The 18530-nt window shown below is 59.9% G+C and carries 15 protein-coding genes; 9 read left to right on the top strand and 6 right to left on the bottom strand.

Annotation, left to right across the window (positions count from 1 at the left end):
- Positions 1 to 716: 716 nt before the first annotated feature.
- The 3 genes from ccoM to AC3WMV_RS02195 form a co-directional block, all read right to left on the bottom strand.
- Positions 717 to 830 (bottom strand): cytochrome c oxidase subunit CcoM, encoded by a 114-nt coding sequence (gene ccoM, locus AC3WMV_RS02205; RefSeq protein WP_003222396.1) that lies wholly within the window; start codon positions 828 to 830, stop codon positions 717 to 719.
- Between the two features lie 148 nt (positions 831 to 978).
- Positions 979 to 1140, bottom strand: a complete 162-nt coding sequence (locus tag AC3WMV_RS02200; protein ID WP_096797040.1) for a hypothetical protein — start codon at positions 1138 to 1140, stop codon at positions 979 to 981.
- Positions 1141 to 1252: 112 nt separating this feature from the next.
- A complete protein-coding gene (locus AC3WMV_RS02195; RefSeq protein ID WP_003222394.1) occupies positions 1253 to 1594 on the bottom strand; it encodes a hypothetical protein in 342 nt (113 codons plus the stop codon).
- A gap of 253 nt (positions 1595 to 1847) precedes the next feature.
- On the opposite strand from AC3WMV_RS02195, the gene rapA reads away from it, so the two are divergent.
- The gene (rapA, locus tag AC3WMV_RS02190) at positions 1848 to 4694 is read left to right on the top strand and encodes an RNA polymerase-associated protein RapA (protein ID WP_103369032.1); all 2847 of its coding nucleotides are present in this window, start codon (positions 1848 to 1850) and stop codon (positions 4692 to 4694) included.
- A gap of 171 nt (positions 4695 to 4865) precedes the next feature.
- Here rapA and AC3WMV_RS02185 read toward each other — a convergent pair whose 3' ends face one another.
- Positions 4866 to 6215, bottom strand: a complete 1350-nt coding sequence (locus AC3WMV_RS02185) for a spinster family MFS transporter (protein WP_103369033.1) — start codon at positions 6213 to 6215, stop codon at positions 4866 to 4868.
- Between the two features lie 301 nt (positions 6216 to 6516).
- Between AC3WMV_RS02185 and AC3WMV_RS02180 the strand changes: the two genes are divergently transcribed.
- The gene (locus AC3WMV_RS02180) at positions 6517 to 6885 is read left to right on the top strand and encodes a YkgJ family cysteine cluster protein (protein WP_027614387.1); all 369 of its coding nucleotides are present in this window, start codon (positions 6517 to 6519) and stop codon (positions 6883 to 6885) included.
- A gap of 148 nt (positions 6886 to 7033) precedes the next feature.
- Positions 7034 to 9316, top strand: coding sequence for a putative bifunctional diguanylate cyclase/phosphodiesterase (locus AC3WMV_RS02175; protein ID WP_103369034.1), 2283 nt, complete (start codon positions 7034 to 7036; stop codon positions 9314 to 9316).
- On the opposite strand, the gene AC3WMV_RS02170 is transcribed toward AC3WMV_RS02175, so the two are convergent.
- Positions 9207 to 10103: an NAD(P)-dependent oxidoreductase gene (locus AC3WMV_RS02170; RefSeq protein WP_178085263.1), complete on the bottom strand. Its 897-nt coding sequence runs from the start codon at positions 10101 to 10103 to the stop codon at positions 9207 to 9209. The two genes, AC3WMV_RS02175 and AC3WMV_RS02170, sit on opposite strands and share 110 nt — an antisense overlap.
- Before the next feature lie 195 nt (positions 10104 to 10298).
- Between AC3WMV_RS02170 and AC3WMV_RS02165 the strand changes: the two genes are divergently transcribed.
- Complete coding sequence (locus AC3WMV_RS02165) at positions 10299 to 12497, top strand: hypothetical protein (RefSeq protein ID WP_103369035.1); 2199 nt, start codon at positions 10299 to 10301, stop codon at positions 12495 to 12497.
- Positions 12498 to 12792: 295 nt separating this feature from the next.
- Here AC3WMV_RS02165 and AC3WMV_RS02160 read toward each other — a convergent pair whose 3' ends face one another.
- A complete protein-coding gene (locus AC3WMV_RS02160) occupies positions 12793 to 13098 on the bottom strand; it encodes a DUF2288 domain-containing protein (RefSeq protein WP_027614383.1) in 306 nt (101 codons plus the stop codon).
- Positions 13099 to 13449: 351 nt separating this feature from the next.
- Here AC3WMV_RS02160 and AC3WMV_RS02155 point away from each other — a divergent pair, with 351 nt between their 5' ends.
- The 5 genes from AC3WMV_RS02155 to AC3WMV_RS02135 all read left to right on the top strand — a co-directional run bounded on the left by AC3WMV_RS02155 (position 13450) and on the right by AC3WMV_RS02135 (position 18450).
- Positions 13450 to 14577 carry a branched-chain amino acid ABC transporter substrate-binding protein gene (locus tag AC3WMV_RS02155; RefSeq protein ID WP_027614382.1) on the top strand — a complete coding sequence of 376 codons (1128 nt, stop codon included), beginning with the start codon at positions 13450 to 13452 and terminating at the stop codon, positions 14575 to 14577.
- Between the two features lie 230 nt (positions 14578 to 14807).
- A complete protein-coding gene (livH, locus tag AC3WMV_RS02150; RefSeq protein ID WP_027614381.1) occupies positions 14808 to 15731 on the top strand; it encodes a high-affinity branched-chain amino acid ABC transporter permease LivH in 924 nt (307 codons plus the stop codon).
- On the top strand, positions 15728 to 16984 hold the full coding sequence (locus AC3WMV_RS02145; RefSeq protein WP_103369036.1) for a high-affinity branched-chain amino acid ABC transporter permease LivM: 1257 nt from the start codon (positions 15728 to 15730) through the stop codon (positions 16982 to 16984). The genes livH and AC3WMV_RS02145 overlap by 4 nt, the downstream gene beginning before the upstream one ends.
- Positions 16981 to 17748, top strand: a complete 768-nt coding sequence (gene livG / locus AC3WMV_RS02140; protein ID WP_007969480.1) for a high-affinity branched-chain amino acid ABC transporter ATP-binding protein LivG — start codon at positions 16981 to 16983, stop codon at positions 17746 to 17748. The genes AC3WMV_RS02145 and livG overlap by 4 nt, the downstream gene beginning before the upstream one ends.
- The gene (locus AC3WMV_RS02135) at positions 17749 to 18450 is read left to right on the top strand and encodes an ABC transporter ATP-binding protein (protein ID WP_003222380.1); all 702 of its coding nucleotides are present in this window, start codon (positions 17749 to 17751) and stop codon (positions 18448 to 18450) included.
- Positions 18451 to 18530 lie beyond the last annotated feature (80 nt).

Genomic DNA, 18530 nt, shown 5'->3' with positions numbered 1-18530 from the left:
CTACGCTCGGCCTGCCGAAGGGGCTGAAGATCAAAAGCCACATCAAGAGCAAGAGCCAAAGCCAAAGCCAAAGCCAAAGCCAAAGCAGATCAAAAGATCACAGCCTTCGGCAGTTCCTACAGGGGATTGGGTGTATTCAGTTTTGAGATTTGGTCGGCTGTCAGGCCGCCTTCGCGAGCAAGCTCGCTCCCACAGTTGGATGAGTGCATTCAGTCAGAGATCGGTCGGCTCGTAGGCCGCCATCGCCAGCAGGCTGGCTCCTACAAAAAAGCAAAAGCCGAGCGCACGCTTTTCCACCACTCAACACGATGAGCGTTAGCTCGAGTAAAGCTTTTGATCTGAGGGCCCGTCGGCAGGCTGAGTGGAGGGGTTTATCCGGGGGTGGGAGCGCAGCGACCGTTTGGCGCAGCCAAACACAGCGAGAGGAGGTGCAGCGAAGCAAACCGTAGGCGCTGCCCCCCGGATGAATCCCGCAGCGAAGGAACCCGAGCCTAAGCGAGGGCCGAACGTCAGGGTAAAGCCTTTTGGGTTACCTTTTCGGCGTTTGGAAAAGGTGACCCGCCGTAAGGGCGGAACCCTAAGCCGCCGTTACCGCAGCAACGGATATTCACAAAGCACACCCAAAGTCTGGTCGGCCCAAAGGCCGCCAAGACACAAAAAAAAGGGCAACCGAAGTCGCCCAAAATGCCTTGCGTGCTCATCAAACCCGGAAAGACCTACTTCTTGCGCTTATTCGCATCCTTCCAGATAAAAAATCCAAACCCGGCAAAAAACAGAACCATGAGCCCCACGGTCAGAACCCCGGCAAACACCACGTTATCGAAAAACATGACTGTGGCCTCCTGGCCCCTGCTTTGCTGCGATGGAGCTAAGTTAACCAATCGCGCAGGCGCAGAAATTGACCAGGATCAAGTCCGGTCAACACAGAAGGTAAAGGCGGGAAAATAACTGACCTGCATCAAAGGATGCAGGGGAAGATCAACGCTTTTTCGGTTTCTTTTTCGGCTTTTTCTGGGCTTTTCCCAACGGCATGGCTTGCTCGAAGGCCTTGCGCACTTCGTTCAGCCGCTTTTCGTTGAGATCATGCACACGCTTGGCGCGCTCGGTGCCGAGGTCGATCAGTTTTTCATCTTGGCTCATGACGTTCAGCGCATCACTTGAAGAAAACACAACTGCCGCATCAGAGGCAGGACTGCGCCAATCATGCAGCCTGACGCCAGCGCTCGACAACAATTGATGTAAATAAGCAGACTCAGATCTCGATATCGACCCACAAGCCCTGACGCGGCTGATCTTCCATCAGCGGCACCACCGGCACGGTGTTGTCGGCATTCAGCTCGGTGCCCGGCACGGCCAGATGCTCTTCCGGGTCTTCGTCGGCTTCGCGACGGCGACGATCACGCTCCTGCTGACGGCGCTGTTCCTCGCGCGCCAGCAGTCGATCCTCTTCCGGATCGCGCTTTTGCAGATCGATCGTGCTTTCGTTGGAGCTCTCCTGCACCGGCACCACCGGAGGAATGTCCGGCCGCTGGCGAATCGGATCCTGCTGGGAAGTGATCGGCACAGCGCTCAGGGGGAGCATCGGTGGCAGCATATAAAGGGTCTCCTGTCAGCAGGCTATCGGCTGCGGCAAAGGCGCCTTGAGCCATCCGTCGCAAATCTGTGACGCATTTGGCACCTGTAGGAGCTGCCGCAGGCTGCGATCTTTTAATCGGACATCACAAAACTCAAGTGTTTCCAAAGATCAGAAGATCGCTGTCTGCGGCAGCTTCTGCCCAGTAATCTTTGGCCCTGAAGCCTGCATTCCGTTAAGATAGCCCGCTTTTTCAAGGTGGGAGTCAGGCAGCATGGCGCAGCAGTATCAACCGGGGCAACGCTGGATCAGTGACAGCGAAGCAGAGCTTGGTTTAGGCACCGTTCTGGCACAGGACGGCCGCTTGTTGACCGTGCTTTACCCGGCCACTGGCGAAACCCGCCAGTACGCGCTACGGAATGCGCCCCTCACCCGCGTGCGGTTCTCGCCGGGTGACACCATTACTCACTTCGAAGGCTGGAAGATGACCGTGCGCGAAGTCGACGACGTCGACGGGCTGATGGTCTATCACGGCCTCAACGGGCAGAACGAAGCCGTCACCCTGCCGGAAACCCAGCTGTCGAACTTCATTCAGTTCCGTCTGGCCAGCGACCGTCTGTTCGCCGGGCAGATCGACCCGCTGTCGTGGTTCTCCCTGCGCTACAACACCCTGGAACACACCAGCCGCCAGTTGCAGTCTTCGCTCTGGGGCCTGGGCGGCGTGCGTGCGCAACCGATCGCGCACCAACTGCACATCGCCCGTGAAGTCGCCGACCGTATCGCGCCGCGGGTTCTGCTGGCGGACGAAGTGGGTCTGGGGAAAACCATCGAAGCCGGTCTGGTGATCCATCGCCAACTGCTCTCGGGCCGCGCCAACCGTGTGCTGATCCTGGTGCCGGAAAACCTGCAGCACCAGTGGCTGGTGGAAATGCGCCGCCGCTTCAACCTGCAGGTCGCGCTGTTCGACGAAGAACGCTTCATCGAAAGCGATGCCACCAACCCGTTCGAAGACACCCAGCTGGCATTGGTTGCCTTGGAGTGGCTGGTCGAAGACGAGAAGGCGCAGGACGCCTTGTTCGCCGCCGGCTGGGATCTGATGGTGGTCGACGAAGCCCACCACCTGGTGTGGCACGAAGACAAGGCCAGCCCCGAGTACTCGCTGGTCGAACAATTGGCTGAAGTGATTCCCGGCGTGCTGCTGCTCACCGCGACCCCGGAACAACTCGGTCAGGACAGCCACTTCGCCCGTCTGCGCCTGCTCGACCCGAACCGTTTCCATGACCTGGCCGCGTTCCGCGCCGAGAGCGAGAACTATCGCCCGGTGGCCGAAGCCGTTCAGGAACTGCTCGACAAAGGGCGCCTGTCGCCGGAAGCGCACAAGACCATCCACGGTTTCCTCGGCAACGAAGGCGAAGCCCTGCTGACCGCGGTCAACGATGGCGATAGCGAAGCCAGCGCGCGTCTGGTGCGCGAGCTGCTCGACCGCCACGGCACCGGCCGCGTGCTGTTCCGTAACACCCGCGCCGCGGTGCAGGGTTTCCCCGAGCGCAAACTGCACCCGTACCCGCTGCCATGCCCGGACGAATACCTCGAACTGCCGCTGGGTGATCACGCCGAGCTGTACCCGGAAGTCAGCTTCCAGGCCCAGCCGGACGCCAGCGAAGAAGAGCGCTGGTGGAAATTCGACCCGCGCGTCGAGTGGCTGATCGATCAGCTGAAAATGCTCAAGCGCACCAAAGTGCTGGTGATCTGCGCCCACGCCGAAACCGCGATGGACCTGGAAGACGCGCTGCGCGTGCGCTCCGGCATCCCGGCCACGGTGTTCCACGAAGGCATGAACATCCTTGAGCGTGACCGCGCAGCCGCCTACTTCGCCGACGAAGAGTTCGGCGCGCAAGTGCTGATCTGCTCGGAAATCGGCAGTGAAGGTCGCAACTTCCAGTTCGCTCACCACCTGGTGCTGTTCGATCTGCCGTCGCACCCGGATCTGCTTGAACAGCGTATCGGTCGTCTCGACCGGATCGGCCAGAAGCACATCATCGAACTGCACGTGCCGTACCTGGAAACCAGCCCGCAAGAGCGCCTGTTCCAGTGGTACCACGAAGCGCTGAACGCGTTCCTCAACACCTGCCCGACCGGCAACGCCTTGCAGCATCAGTTCGGCCCGCGCCTGCTGCCGCTGCTTGAAGAAGCCGACGACGGTGAGTGGCAAGCGCTGATCGACGAGGCGCGCACCGAGCGTGAGCGTCTGGAAGCCGAGCTGCACACCGGCCGCGACCGTCTGCTGGAGCTCAACTCCGGCGGTTCGGGCGAAGGCGATCAGTTGGTCGAGGACATCCTTGAGCAAGACGATCAGTTCGCCCTGCCGATCTATATGGAAACCCTGTTCGACGCGTTCGGCATCGACAGCGAAGACCATTCGGAAAACGCCCTGATCCTCAAGCCGAGCGAGAAGATGCTCGACGCCAGCTTCCCGCTGGGCGATGACGAAGGCGTGACCATCACTTACGACCGCAACCAGGCGCTGTCGCGCGAAGACATGCAGTTCATCACCTGGGAACACCCGATGGTGCAGGGCGGCATGGACCTGGTGCTGTCCGGCTCGATGGGCAACACCGCCGTCGCGCTGATCAAGAACAAGGCGCTGAAACCGGGCACCGTGCTGCTGGAACTGCTCTACGTCAGCGAAGTGGTTGCACCGCGTTCGCTGCAACTGGGTCGCTACCTGCCACCGGCCGCCCTGCGCTGCCTGCTCGACGCCAACGGCAACGATCTGTCGGCCCGCGTCTCGTTCGAAACCTTGAACGATCAACTGGAAAGCGTGCCACGCGCCAGCGCCAACAAGTTCATCCAGGCCCAGCGCGATCAGCTGACGCCACGGATCAACGCCGGTGAAGACAAGATCACCCCGCGTCACGCCGAGCGCGTGGCCGAGGCCCGTCGTCGTCTGGCGGCGGACACCGAGGAAGAACTGGCGCGCCTGACCGCGTTGCAAGCGGTCAACCCGACTGTACGTGACAGCGAACTGGATGCGTTGCGCAAGCAGCGTGAACTGGGTCTGGCGATGCTGGATAAAGCGGCATTGCGCCTGGAAGCGATCCGGGTGCTGGTGGCGGGTTAAGTCCCCTGCTCTACCGCTATAAATGAAGAGGCCCGCAGCGATGCGGGCCTTTTTGTTTGTCTGTTATTTATCCGGTGATGCTACTGGCCCTTTCGCGAGCAGGCTCGCTCCCACAGGGATTGTGTTCACGCTGGAGATCCAATGTGGGAGCGAGCCTGCTCGCGAAGGCGGTTATGCAGTCGCCACAGAAACATCAGGCTCAACCACTGCCACCAACCCCTCCTTCATCCGCTGCGCATCGCGCACAAAACAGCGCGCCGCCAGAAACAGAAACACCATGGTCAAGAACAGCGCCACCGGAATCAGGTACATCGCGTCATGCAGCCCCACAGCCTTGAACGCCTCAGTCATCTGTTCGGCGCCTGCCGAAATCATCGCCGATTTGGCGAAATGGTCGGACAAGGCCCCCACCACCACTGGCCCCAAGCCGCCGCCGAGCAGGTACAGCCCGGCAAAGAACAGCGCCATCGCCGTGGCCCGCAGGCGTGGTTCGACCACGTCCTGAATCGCCGTGTACACGCAGGTGTAGAAGTTATAGGCAAACAGCCAGCCGACACTGAACACCGCGACGAACACGCCGATCTCGACCCGTCCGGCATGCAGCGCCCACGCGGTGCACAGGGTCGAGATGATCAGGCTGAAGCCGGCAAACAGCAGCCGGCCGTTGGCGACTCGTTGATGAATCTTGTCAGCGATCCAGCCGCCGAGGGTCAGACCGATCAACCCGGTGACGCCGACGATCACGCCGGTCGCCACCGCCGCCTCCTGCAACGGCATCAGGAAGTAGCGCTGCAGCATCGGCACCAGAAACGAGTTGCAGGCATAGGTGGCGAAGTTGAAGCACAAACCGGCCATCACCAGCCACAGGAATGTCGGCACCGCCAGCACCCGGCGGATAGGCTTGTCGACTCTCTCTTGGGACACCTGCACGGTTTCCGCCGCGCCGCGTTTGGGTTCCTTGATGAAGAACATGAACACCGCGAGGATCAGCCCCGGCACCGCCGCGATAAAGAACGGCGCGCGCCAGCTGTCGAATGCCTTGACCATCGCGCCGATGGTGAAGAATGCCAGCAACAGGCCCAACGGCAGGCCGAGCATGAAAATACCCATGGCCCGCGCCCGACGGTGCGCCGGGAACAGGTCACCGATCAGCGAGTTGGCGGCCGGCGCATAACTGGCCTCGCCAATGCCGATGCCCATGCGCACCAGCAGAAAACTCCAGAAACTGCCGACCAGCCCGTTGACCGCCGTCAGCGCGCTCCAGGTCGCCAGGCCCCAGCCCATCAGTTTGCTGCGCGAACCGGTATCGGCCATGCGCCCCAGCGGCAGGCCGGCGATCGCATAAACCAGGGTGAACGCGGTGCCGACGATTCCCAGTTGAAAATCGCTGAGGTGCCATTCCATGCGGATCGGCTCGATGATGATCGCCGGAATGGTGCGGTCGAAGAAATTGAACAGGTTGGCAAGGAACAACAGGAACAGAATGCGCCAGGCATTCGCCGCTTGGGTCGAGTTCTGCATGGGTCCGTCTCTTTATTGTTATGTGGGCTTCACTGCCGACGCATCCGAGCCCGGAACCTGCAATCTAGACAGGCCTGCCGGGGCTGTCTGTGATCATTCGTCAGCCTGATAACGGGCCATGGCACTGTAACGAAACGTAAGCCCTTGATAACACTGAAATCCCCCATAAACCGGGGGTTTCGCGGCAAAACCCGGCTACAAAAAAATACTTTCGCGCCCCCCTTCCCAAGTTCATGGCGAAGCCTAGAATAGCCGCCGGATCCGTCCGGATTCGCCGATCAACCCCTTTGATACCCTCCCCATGTCCGAAGTCAGTCCGTGTCTGAATTGCGGTGCCTGCTGTTCCCATTTTCGCGTGTCTTTTTTCTGGGGTGAATGCGCCTCCTCCGGCGGTACGGTGCCCGATGAACTGGTGACGCAGATCAGTCCCAGTCGGGTAGCGATGAACGGCACCGACTGCAAATCGCCGCGGTGTACGGCGTTGATCGGTGAAGTGGGCAGTAACGTGCAGTGCTCGATTTACGAGCAACGCTCCAGTCCCTGCCGCGAATTCGATGCTTCCTGGGAATACGGCGAACAGAATGTCGATTGCGACAAGGCGCGCGCCCGCTTCGGCTTGCCGCCGCTCGAACCGGAATGGAATCAGATCCCTTACGACCAAACCGCCTGATGGTTTAGCGCCAATCGCTATAAGGCTCATGCCGAAATGGTTGGCGCCAATGTGCCACTACCGCTTGCATGGCAAAAACCGCCTCTATACTCCTCTCATTCGCCTGCGTTGCTGACGCAGCAGGGACGACTTCACAGACGGGGATGCTATGGAGTGGCTTGGTTTGCAGTTTGTTACCGAGCTGCCGCAGAGCGGGCAGGTCATTCTCGATTGCACACACAATCCCTTGCTGGTGCTGGTGGCCTATCTGGTCGCCTGCGCCGCGAGTTTTGCCACCCTCGACATGGCCGAGCGGGTTGGCCACGCCGAAGATCCGGGTTCGCAGCGGGTCTGGCGCTGGATCGGCGCCACCTGCCTGGCTGGCGGCATTTGGGCCATGCACTTCATCGCCATGCTGGCATTCCAGGCGCCGCTGGAAATCCATTACGAACTGGCCACCACTCTGTTTTCCCTGGTGATCGCCCTGCTCGCCTCATGGCTGGCGATGCACACCCTGAGCGTGCCTCAACCCTCGCTGATGCAATACCTGAAAACCGCCATCGTTATTGGCCTGGGCATCGCCGGCATGCATTACGTCGGCATGGCGGCGATGCACTCGGTGGCCACTGCGTATTACCAGCCGCTGCTGTTCTGCCTGTCGATCGTGATTGCCATCGGCGCCAGCTTCGCCGCGCTGTGGGTCGCCGGTTATCTGCGTGAAGGCAGCGGCCGTTTTCATCAGTTGCTCAAATACACCGCCGCAGTGATCCTCGGCGCCGGCATCATCAGCATGCACTTCACCGGCATGGCCGCGTTGCATCTGGTGGTGCCCGAGGGCGCAGCACCGACCCTGAGCGGCGAAACCAATTACCTGCAACTGGGCCTGACCGTCGCATTGATCATCCTGCTGATTCTCGGCAGCGCGATCAGCGCGGCACTCGCCGACAAGAAACTGCAGAACAAGGAGCAGGATCTGCGCCGGGTCAACGCCCTGCTCGGCCAGCTCGATCAGGCGCGGATGTCATTGCAGCAAGTGGCCAATTACGACGCGCTGACCAACCTGATCAACCGCCGCGGTTTCAACCAGCTTTTCGCCGAGAAACTCAACCAGAAAACCAGCGAAGGCGGCATGCTCGCGGTGATGTTTCTCGACATCGACCACTTCAAGCGAATCAACGACAGCCTCGGCCATGACGCCGGCGACGCCCTGCTCAAAGTCATCGCCAATCACATCAAAGGCTCGGTGCGCAGCCATGAAGACGTGGTCGCCCGCTTCGGCGGTGACGAGTTCTGCATCCTGATCAGCCTGCGTGAACGTGAGGAAGCGCGCAACATGGCGCAACGGATCATGCTGAAAATGAAGGAGCCGATCGAACTGGCCGGCCGCCGTATGGTGATGACCACCAGCATTGGCATCAGCCTGTTCCCCGACGACGGCACCACCTGCGAAGAACTGCTCAAGCACGCGGATCTGGCGCTGTATCAATCCAAGGGCGCCGGGCGTAACGGCCTGCATTTTTTCAGTGCCAACATGAAGACCCGCGCCAGCCTCGAACTGCAACTGGAAGAAGAACTGCGCCAGGCCCTGCGCGAAGAAAACGGGCTGACGCTGTATTACCAACCGATCTTCGAACTGAAAACCGGTCGAGTGACCAAACTCGAAGCGCTGATCCGCTGGCAGCATCCGGTGCATGGCTTGCTGGCCCCGGATCGCTTCATCGCGATCGCCGAAACCAATGGCCTGATCGCCGAACTGGATAACTGGGTGTTGCGCCGGGCCTGCACTGACCTTGGCGAACTGACGCGGCATGGCTGCAACGACCTGAAAATCGCCTGGAACTGCTCGCCGCTCAACCTTGCCCGGGAAGAGCTGGCCGATGAGATCGAAAGCGCACTGCGCAGCGCTGGCGTTGCGCCGGAACGGCTGGAACTGGAAGTCACCGAAAACGCGCTGATGGGCAACATCGCCAACACCCTGGTGCTACTGCGGCAGATCCGCGCTCTCGGCGTCTCGCTGTCGATCGACGACTTCGGCACTGGCTATTCGTCGCTGGCCTACCTCAAGCGCCTGCCGCTCAATACGCTGAAAATCGACCGCTCGTTCATCCTCGACATTCCCACGGCGACCGCCGACATGGAGATCGTCCAGGCGATCATCGTCATGGCCCACACCCTGCATTTGCAGGTGGTGACCGAAGGCGTGGAGAGCCTGGAACAGTACGAATTCCTCGAGCGCTCAGGCTGCGATTTCATTCAGGGCTACCTGCTCAGCCGCCCGGTGCCGCTGGACGAGTTACGCCCGGTGCTGGAAGAAATCAATCAGCGCAAACACTCGCATGCAGTCAATCCGTTGAGTCTGGCGCGCGGTACATTTGTACCAGTGTCGCTGGATCCTTCTGCAAAAAGCCCTGCGCCCCATGCAGGCGCATCAATTGTGCGGCCAATCCGCTGATCGGCGTGGCCGAGCCTTGTTCGCGGGAGAATTTCACTGCGGTATCGAGGTCCTTGAGCAGCGTGCGCACGTGCCATTTCACCGGTTCAAAACGGCTCTCGGCCATTTGCGGGGCGAGGATCTGCAACGGTTTCGAATCGGCAAAACCACCGGCCAGCGCTTCGGCAATCAGGCTCGCATCGACCCCGGCCTGTTCGGCCAGCGCCACTACTTCGGCGATCACCAGCGCATTACAGGCGACGATCATCTGGTTGCAAGCCTTGGTGACCTGCCCGGCGCCGATGCCACCCATGTGCGTGACCCGTTGACCAAGGCTGAGCAGCACCGGGCGCACCCGCTCCAGATCCGCCACCGCGCCGCCGACCATGATCGCCAGACTGCCGGCCTCGGCACCCACCACGCCGCCGGACACCGGTGAGTCGAGCCAGCTCATCCCGGTCTTGTCGGCCAACTCGGTGGCCATTTCGCGGGTAGCGGTCGGTTCGAGGCTGGAAAAGTCCACCAGCAACTGGCCGCTTTTCGCACCTTCAGCGACACCCCCGGCGCCAAACACCACCTCGCGCACCACCGCCGTGTCGGCCAGACAGAGCATCACCACGTCCGCGTGTTCGCACAGTTCAGCGGGGCTTGCCACCTGCCGGGCGCCGGCTTCGACCAGTGGCGCGCACTTGGCCGGGTTGCGATTCCACACGGTCAACGGGTAGCCGGCAGCCAGCAAACGGCGGCACATCGGCAGGCCCATCAGACCGATTCCGGCAAAACCCAACGAAGGGAGCGTTGACATCATTTCGCCTCTTTTTGATTAAAGATCACTGAATAATGGCCGATTCATGAGCGATCAGGAAAGGATTCCCCCGTGCGACGATCAGGCCAAGCCCCTGACGCCCGGGCCAAATTCGCGCAATAAAAGACGCGAGATCTTATTCCGTGAGGCTCGCTGACACTGGTCAGCGGACCAACCAGTCCAGGTATATGGCGCACAATGACTTCTAAAAACAATCCCGCCACTGCGGTATCCGATCTGACCCTGAGCCCTGCCGCAAATAGCCCGTCATCATCGAAGCCATTGCCTCCCTCGCGCCCGCTGGGCACTCAGCAATATCTGTACTACACCGAAACCAACACCGACCGCATCCTCGACAACCTCGATGGCCTGCGTGATCTGGTGTTCCCGCGTCCACCGCACCTGGAAGGCGACAACGAACAGCACAACGATCAGGAATTTCCCTCGGTGTGCCTGATCGGCCTCGGTCGCTGCGGCTCGAACATCGCCCTCGATGTCGCGGAGCTGGTGTACAACGCGCGCAAGTTCTACCTCAACGAATTCAACAATGAAGACCGCGCGGCGGATCGGCGTCTGGCCGACAAGGGCTACAGCCCGGCGCAGTGGATCAAAAACAACCTGCGGATCGGCACCAACAAGTCGAGCAAACCGGTGTTCCTCGTCGAACCGCTGGTGATGCTCGGCGACCTCGACAAGGACATCGCCGGGCGCATCCGCTTCTCGCGCAAGGGCGAGAAAAGCGGCTTCCTGCGCGATTACAGCAAAATGAAGATCATGGACTTGTCCGAAGTCCACGCCGGTGGCGCCGGTAACGCGCCGATCCTCGGCCAGTATCTGGCGAAGATCATCCTCAACAAGGACACCCAGCGCTTCTCCAGCCCTGACTGGAAAATGATCCACTCGTACCTGATCGACAGCTGCGGCATCAAAGCCAACCAGTCGCGCCTGTACTTCTCGATCTTCAGTGCCGGCGGCGGTACCGGTTCGGGCATGGCCTCGGAGTTCGGTCTGGCCCAGCAGCACTCGTACATGAACAAGACGTTCGACACCAAGCCGATGGACGAGCACGACGGCAAGAGCGGGCATTCGTTCGTGTTCGAGCCGATCTTCACCAGCGGCATCTGCGTGCTGCCGAACATTTCCGATCACCGCAGTGAAATGTCCGAGGCGCTGCACATCAACGCCGGCCGCCTGCTGTGCAAATACCTGTCGGAAGAATGGGATTTCTCCTACAACTTCGCCAATGAAGACAGCAGCGAAGCCAGCGTCATGGGCCGTATCCGCCCATGGAACGCGATGATGCTGATCTCCAACGACATCATGCGTTACGCCGAAGAGAGCGATGACGGCAACATCCAGAACATTGATGTCAATGCGATGGAGAAGCACGCCAACCAGTACATCTCGCAGCAGATCTTCAACATTCTGACGGCGCAGGCGGTGACCACCGACTACGACCAGAACTACTTCCGCCGCGCCGGCATCGACATCGGCGAAACCATTCGCCTGGATGCCAACGACCTGTTCATGAGTCTGGCCGGCCCGGTGGCGATTGCCTACGCCGAATCGGTGGTGCCGGAAACCCCGCCGCCGAGCAGCGACAAGTTCAAGGTCTTCGACAAAGAGCCGCAGCGTCTGAACATCGATGACCTGTTCTTCCGTTCGATCGACCTGCCGCACTTCAATAAAGTCACCCAGGCCATCGAAGGCATCAGCCTGCTGCCGATCGAATCCAAGCGCTATCGCGCCTCGCTCGAGCAGTACAAGAATTCCGGCTACGACGCCGCGGCGCTGCACGACCTGCACTTCTTCAAGAACTGCTCGTCGGTGGTCTCGATCGTCTCGTTGCCCAAAGACTACAAACTGTCGTACATGGACCTGAACCGGTTGAAGACCCACCTCAACAGCCTGTTCCCCAACACCACGCTCAAGCGTTATGCGCTGGTGATCGGCGCTTCGGCCAACCTGTCGCTGACCACCCTGATCGCCAAGAGCCCGTGCCTGTCGGACGACTTCCTGACGTTGATCGTGGCGTTCATCAAGCGCTGCTTCGCCAAGACCCCGTACCGTTTCGACGAGACTCTGGACAACTCGATCCTCGACTTCATCATCAATGAAGACTTCGACGAAGACCGCATCGACGATCTGCTCAACGAGTTCGAGAACCCGGCGAAGATCCTCGACACCAACTGGTACGCGATCAAGCCGATGTACGAGAAGAAGTACCGCGAGCTGATCAACGACAAGGACAAGTTCGTCTCGATCAACGACATTCGCCTGTCGCGCGATTGCGTGAAGAAGTCGATCAAGTACCTGCGCGAGATCTACCGTCACCGGATCGGCAAGACCAAGGTTATTTCGCTGAATAACCATACCGGGAAGACTTACTCGGTCTGATCCCAGACCGAGTTGCCCCTATCGCGAGCAGGCTCACTCCTACAGTTGAAATGCGTTCCCCTGTAGGAGTGAGCCTGCTCGCGATGGGGCCCTCAAATTCCCTGAAAATCTCAGCCCTTCCAATATCCAGAAACAATTAAGCAGCCCTCAGGCTGCTCAATAAACTGTTCCCGTTACGTTTACGTCACCGTGAGGCCACCCACGCTTGTGGCCTTTCTCTACGGCAACGTGCCATCACGCTACTCGGCTACACACTTTTCGCTGCTGGCCAGGCGCACTACAAAGGTGCACAAGCTCAGACGGCCGCCCTTTCCTGGATCAGAATCCATGGACTCACCACCACCGCCCATAGCTGCGGATCACGCTCGAAAATATCCAGCGCCCGCGTTTCAGACAGCTTGGCGACCTTGTCCTCGGCCAGCCAGGCGGCGACTTTCTCGCCATCATCCGATGCCACGGCCTCGGCGGCGGCGATCAAATCCAGGGCTGGGTCGACCCACAATAGGGCACCCTTGGCGAAGAACGGCTCCAGCTCTTTCCAGGTAATAGATGCGGTTTCACCAAGCAGCTTGGCATAGAGGGTGCTAGGTTCTTGATTCATGGGACTGTCCGGAAAAGAAATCGACGCGAATGATAACGTCGGTGGTCCGGCAGAAAAACCCGGTTGCAAATGGCTTCACCGAACGAAAAGAGCAGGAACGCCAAGGAATGCTGGTGTTTGGGATATATGCCCACGAAAGCCCCGCCGCAATTCTGTCTTTTTCATTCAAAAATGCGACACCTCCAAGTTTTGCCCCTCGGCGCCTGCTTCCCAGGCCAACAACCGGCGCTCTACACTGTACCGGTACAGTTGCCGGGGGCATTTCCGGAGGGTATCGCAAAGATATCTGACCCGGTTCTGCTGCTACGGCGCCAGAACTCAAAAAAATTACAACAGTAAGAGTGGAGCACTATGACTAAGGCTACTAAGCAGATTTCCAAACTGTTTGCCGCTATGGTTCTGGCCGGGGTTGCCAGCCATTCGTTCGCCGCTGACACCATCAAGATCGGTATCGCCGGCCCTAAAACCGGTCCTGTAGCCCAATACGGCGACATGCAGTTCAGTGGCGCGAAAATGGCCATCGAGCAGATCAACGCCAAGGGCGGCGTCGACGGCAAGAAACTCGAAGCCGTTGAATACGATGACGCGTGCGATCCGAAACAAGCGGTAGCGGTGGCGAACAAGGTCGTCAACGACGGCGTCAAGTTCGTGGTCGGTCACCTGTGCTCCAGCTCCACTCAGCCTGCTTCGGACATCTACGAAGACGAAGGTGTCGTGATGATCACCCCGGCTGCCACCAGCCCGGACATCACCGCCCGTGGTTACAAAATGGTCTTCCGCACCATCGGTCTGGACAGCGCCCAGGGCCCTGCCGCCGGTAACTACATCGCCGACCACGTGAAGCCGAAAATCGTCGCCGTACTGCACGACAAGCAGCAATACGGTGAAGGCATCGCTACCGCAGTCAAAGCGACCCTGGAGAAGAAAGGCGTGAAAGTCGCCGTGTTCGAAGGCGTCAACGCCGGCGACAAGGACTTCTCCTCGATGATCGCCAAGCTCAAGCAAGCCAACGTCGACTTCGTCTACTACGGCGGCTACCACCCGGAGCTGGGTCTGATCCTGCGTCAATCTCAGGAAAAGGGCCTGAAAGCCAAGTTCATGGGTCCGGAAGGCGTGGGTAACGACTCCATTTCGCAGATCGCCAAAGACGCCTCCGAAGGCCTGCTGGTGACCCTGCCGAAATCCTTCGACCAGGATCCGGCCAACGTTGCCCTGGCAGATGCCTTCAAGGCGAAGAAAGAAGACCCGAGCGGCCCGTTCGTGTTCCCTTCCTACTCGGCGGTTGAAGTGATTGCCGAAGGCATCAAGGCAGCCAAATCCGAAGACGCGGCCAAAGTGGCCGAAGCCATCCACGCCGGCACCTTCAAGACCCCTACCGGCGACCTGAGCTTCGACGCCAAGGGCGACCTGAAGGACTTCAAATTTGTGGTTTACGAGTGGCACTTCGGCAAACCGAAAACTGAAGTTTCGCCTCAGTAAGGCGCGCCCTGACTGACTGCCAATAAAGCCCACGGCGTGCCGTGGGCTTTGTTTTACGAATGTATGGGCCGCGCTGGCGTGATCCGCCAGTCTCCCCACCTGAAAATCTCAAAACCGTCATCAGCGGTTCGCTGGCAAAACCCGGATTCGAAGTGGATAAAGATCCACGGGGCCGGGCGGGAAAATGACTCCACCAGTGAAATGCGTATCAGGTTTTTAGGAGCGTTGTAATGCCTGACATCTATCACTTCTTCCAACAGCTGGTTAATGGCCTGACCATTGGCAGCACGTATGCCCTGATCGCCATCGGCTATACGATGGTTTACGGCATCATTGGAATGATCAACTTCGCCCACGGCGAGGTGTACATGATCGGTTCCTACGTGGCGTTCATCGCCATCGCCGGGCTGGCCATGATGGGAATCGACAACGTCCCGCTGTTGATGACCGCCGCGTTCATCGCGAGCATCGTCGTCACCAGTTCCTATGGTTACAGCATCGAACGGATCGCCTACCGCCCCCTGCGCGGCAGCAACCGTCTGATTCCGCTGATTTCCGCGATCGGTATGTCGATCTTCCTGCAGAACACGGTTCTGCTCGCGCAAGACTCCAAGGACAAATCCATCCCCAACCTGATCCCCGGCAACTTCTCCATCGGGCCAGGTGGTGCACATGAAGTGCTGATTTCCTACATGCAAATCGTGGTGTTCGTGGTGACCCTGGTCGCCATGCTCGGCCTGACGCTGTTCATCTCCCGCTCTCGCCTGGGTCGCGCCTGCCGCGCCTGCGCCGAAGACATCAAGATGGCCAACCTGCTGGGCATCAACACCAACAACATCATCGCCCTGACCTTCGTCATCGGTGCTGCGCTGGCAGCCGTCGCCGCAGTGCTGCTGAGCATGCAGTACGGCGTGATCAACCCGAACGCCGGTTTCCTCGTCGGCCTCAAGGCCTTCACCGCTGCGGTACTCGGCGGGATCGGCAGCATCCCCGGCGCCATGCTCGGCGGGCTGGTGCTCGGGGTGGCGGAAGCCTTTGGCGCCGATATCTTCGGCGACCAGTACAAGGACGTCGTGGCTTTCGGCTTGTTGGTTCTGGTGCTGTTGTTCCGTCCGACCGGCATTCTGGGCCGTCCGGAGGTTGAGAAGGTATGACTAAAAATCTTAAGCAAGCACTCTTCAGTGCGCTCTTGGTTTGGGCGGTTGCGTATCCGGTACTCGGTCTGAAACTGACCATCGTCGGCATCAACCTCGAAGTGCACGGCACCAGCCCGGCCATTCTGGCGACCATCGCCGTGTGCTCGGTGCTGATGTTCCTGCGCGTGCTGTTCAACCAGCAGATCAGCAAGGCGTGGAAATCCTCGTCGGGCCTGCCGTTGATCCCGGCCAAGGCCAGCAACTTCCTGACCCTGCCGACCACGCAACGCTACATCATCATTGCGCTGATCCTCGGTGCACTGGTGTGGCCGTTCTTCGGCTCCCGTGGAGCGGTGGACATCGCCACGCTAATCCTGATCTACGTGATGCTCGGCCTTGGCCTGAACATCGTCGTCGGTCTGGCCGGTCTGCTCGACCTGGGTTACGTCGGTTTCTACGCCGTCGGCGCCTACAGCTACGCGCTGCTGTCGCACTACTACGGCCTGAGCTTCTGGATCTGCCTGCCGATTGCCGGCCTGATGGCGGCGACGTTCGGCTTCCTGCTGGGCTTCCCGGTGTTGCGACTGCGCGGTGACTATCTGGCGATCGTGACCCTCGGTTTCGGCGAAATCATTCGTCTGTTCCTGCGTAACCTGACCGACATCACCGGTGGCCCGAACGGCATCAGCAACATCGAGAAACCGACGTTCTTCGGCCTGACCTTCGAACGTAAAGCGGCGGAAGGCATGCAAACCTTCCACGAATATTTCGGCCTCGAATACAACTCGATCAACAAGGTGATCTTCCTCTACCTGGTTGCCCTGTTGCTGGCGCTGGCAGCGCTGTTCATCATCAACCGCCTGCTGCGCATGCCGATCGGCCGTGCGTGGGAAGCGCTGCGTGAAGATGAAATCGCCTGCCGTGCACTGGGTCTGAATCCGACGATCATCAAGCTGTCGGCGTTCACCCTGGGTGCGAGCTTCGCCGGTTTCGCCGGTAGCTTCTTCGCTGCCCGTCAGGGTCTGGTGACGCCGGAATCGTTCACCTTCATCGAGTCGGCGATCATCCTCGCCATCGTCGTGCTGGGTGGCATGGGCTCGCAGCTGGGCGTGATTCTCGCGGCCGTGGTGATGATCCTGTTGCCGGAAATGATGCGTGAGTTCAGCGAATACCGGATGTTGATGTTCGGTGCGCTGATGGTGTTGATGATGATCTGGCGTCCACAAGGTCTGCTGCCGATGCAACGCCCACACATGGAGTTGCGAAAATGAGCCGCGAGATCCTTAAAGTCGAAAACCTGAGCATGCGCTTCGGCGGCTTGCTGGCGGTCAATGGCGTGGCCCTGACCGTCAAGGAAAAACAAGTGGTGGCGCTGATCGGGCCGAACGGCGCGGGCAAGACCACCGTGTTCAACTGCCTGACCGGTTTCTACCAGCCATCGGGCGGCAGCATCCTGTTGGACGGCGAGCCGATCCAGGGCCTGCCGGGGCACAAGATCGCCCTCAAGGGCGTGGTGCGCACCTTCCAGAACGTGCGGTTGTTCAAGGACATGACGGCGGTCGAGAACCTGTTGATCGCCCAGCACCGTCACCTGAACACCAACTTCCTGTCCGGCCTGTTCAAGACCCCGGCGTTCCGCAAGAGCGAACGCGAGGCCATGGAATACGCCGAATACTGGCTGGAAAAGGTCAACCTGAAAGAGTTCGCCAACCGTACCGCCGGCACCCTGGCCTACGGTCAGCAACGGCGCCTGGAAATCGCCCGCTGCATGATGACCCGTCCGCGGATCCTCATGCTCGACGAACCGGCCGCCGGTCTGAACCCGAAGGAAACCGAAGACCTCAAGGCGCTGATCAGCGTACTGCGTGAAGAGCACAACGTCACCGTGCTGCTGATCGAACACGACATGAAACTGGTCATGAGCATTTCCGACCACATCGTCGTGATCAACCAGGGCACACCTCTGGCTGACGGTACGCCGGAACAGATCCGCGACAATCCTGAAGTGATCAAAGCCTACCTGGGGGAAGCGTAAATGCTGCAGTTCGAAAACGTTTCCACCTTTTACGGCAAGATCCAGGCCCTGCACAGCGTCAACGTCGAAGTCCGCCAGGGCGAGATCGTGACCCTGATCGGTGCCAACGGTGCCGGCAAGTCCACGCTGCTGATGACGCTCTGCGGTTCGCCGCAGGCGCACAGCGGCAGCATCCGCTACATGGGTGAGGAACTGGTCGGCCAGGACTCGTCGCAGATCATGCGCAAGAGCATCGCCGTGGTGCCGGAAGGTCGTCGGGTGTTCGCCCGACTGACCGTCGAAGAGAACCTGTCCATGGGCGGCTTCTTCACCGACAAGGGCGACTATCAGGAGCAGATGGACAAGGTCCTCGGCCTGTTCCCGCGCCTGAAAGAACGCTTCAACCAGCGCGGCGGCACCATGTCCGGCGGCGAACAGCAGATGCTTGCCATCGGCCGGGCGCTGATGAGCAAGCCAAAACTGCTGCTGCTCGACGAGCCATCGCTGGGCCTGGCACCGATCATCATCCAGCAGATCTTCGACATCATCGAACAGCTGCGCAAGGACGGTGTAACGGTGTTCCTGGTCGAGCAGAACGCCAACCAGGCGCTGAAAATCGCTGACCGTGCGTACGTTCTGGAAAACGGCCGCGTGGTCATGCAAGGCACCGGCGAAGCGCTGCTGACCGACCCGAAGGTGCGCGAGGCGTACCTCGGCGGTTGATCCTTTTCGCTGAACAGAAAAACGGCCTTCGGGCCGTTTTTTTGTGCCTGGCAGATAGATTGAATCCAACACAGATCCCC

The sequence above is a fragment of the Pseudomonas sp. FW305-3-2-15-E-TSA4 genome, assembly GCF_058787295.1.
Note: the sequence above shows the minus strand (reverse complement) of the source record. Positions and strands in the feature narration are given on the sequence as shown.

Coding starts and splice junctions, on each gene's coding strand:
- ccoM (WP_003222396.1), bottom strand. CDS start 830: ATGTTTTTCGATAACGTGGTGTTTGCCGGGGTTCTGACCGTGGGGCTC.
- AC3WMV_RS02200 (WP_096797040.1), bottom strand. CDS start 1,140: ATGAGCCAAGATGAAAAACTGATCGACCTCGGCACCGAGCGCGCCAAG.
- AC3WMV_RS02195 (WP_003222394.1), bottom strand. CDS start 1,594: ATGCTGCCACCGATGCTCCCCCTGAGCGCTGTGCCGATCACTTCCCAG.
- rapA (WP_103369032.1), top strand. CDS start 1,848: ATGGCGCAGCAGTATCAACCGGGGCAACGCTGGATCAGTGACAGCGAA.
- AC3WMV_RS02185 (WP_103369033.1), bottom strand. CDS start 6,215: ATGCAGAACTCGACCCAAGCGGCGAATGCCTGGCGCATTCTGTTCCTG.
- AC3WMV_RS02180 (WP_027614387.1), top strand. CDS start 6,517: ATGTCCGAAGTCAGTCCGTGTCTGAATTGCGGTGCCTGCTGTTCCCAT.
- AC3WMV_RS02175 (WP_103369034.1), top strand. CDS start 7,034: ATGGAGTGGCTTGGTTTGCAGTTTGTTACCGAGCTGCCGCAGAGCGGG.
- AC3WMV_RS02170 (WP_178085263.1), bottom strand. CDS start 10,103: ATGATGTCAACGCTCCCTTCGTTGGGTTTTGCCGGAATCGGTCTGATG.
- AC3WMV_RS02165 (WP_103369035.1), top strand. CDS start 10,299: ATGACTTCTAAAAACAATCCCGCCACTGCGGTATCCGATCTGACCCTG.
- AC3WMV_RS02160 (WP_027614383.1), bottom strand. CDS start 13,098: ATGAATCAAGAACCTAGCACCCTCTATGCCAAGCTGCTTGGTGAAACC.
- AC3WMV_RS02155 (WP_027614382.1), top strand. CDS start 13,450: ATGACTAAGGCTACTAAGCAGATTTCCAAACTGTTTGCCGCTATGGTT.
- livH (WP_027614381.1), top strand. CDS start 14,808: ATGCCTGACATCTATCACTTCTTCCAACAGCTGGTTAATGGCCTGACC.
- AC3WMV_RS02145 (WP_103369036.1), top strand. CDS start 15,728: ATGACTAAAAATCTTAAGCAAGCACTCTTCAGTGCGCTCTTGGTTTGG.
- livG (WP_007969480.1), top strand. CDS start 16,981: ATGAGCCGCGAGATCCTTAAAGTCGAAAACCTGAGCATGCGCTTCGGC.
- AC3WMV_RS02135 (WP_003222380.1), top strand. CDS start 17,749: ATGCTGCAGTTCGAAAACGTTTCCACCTTTTACGGCAAGATCCAGGCC.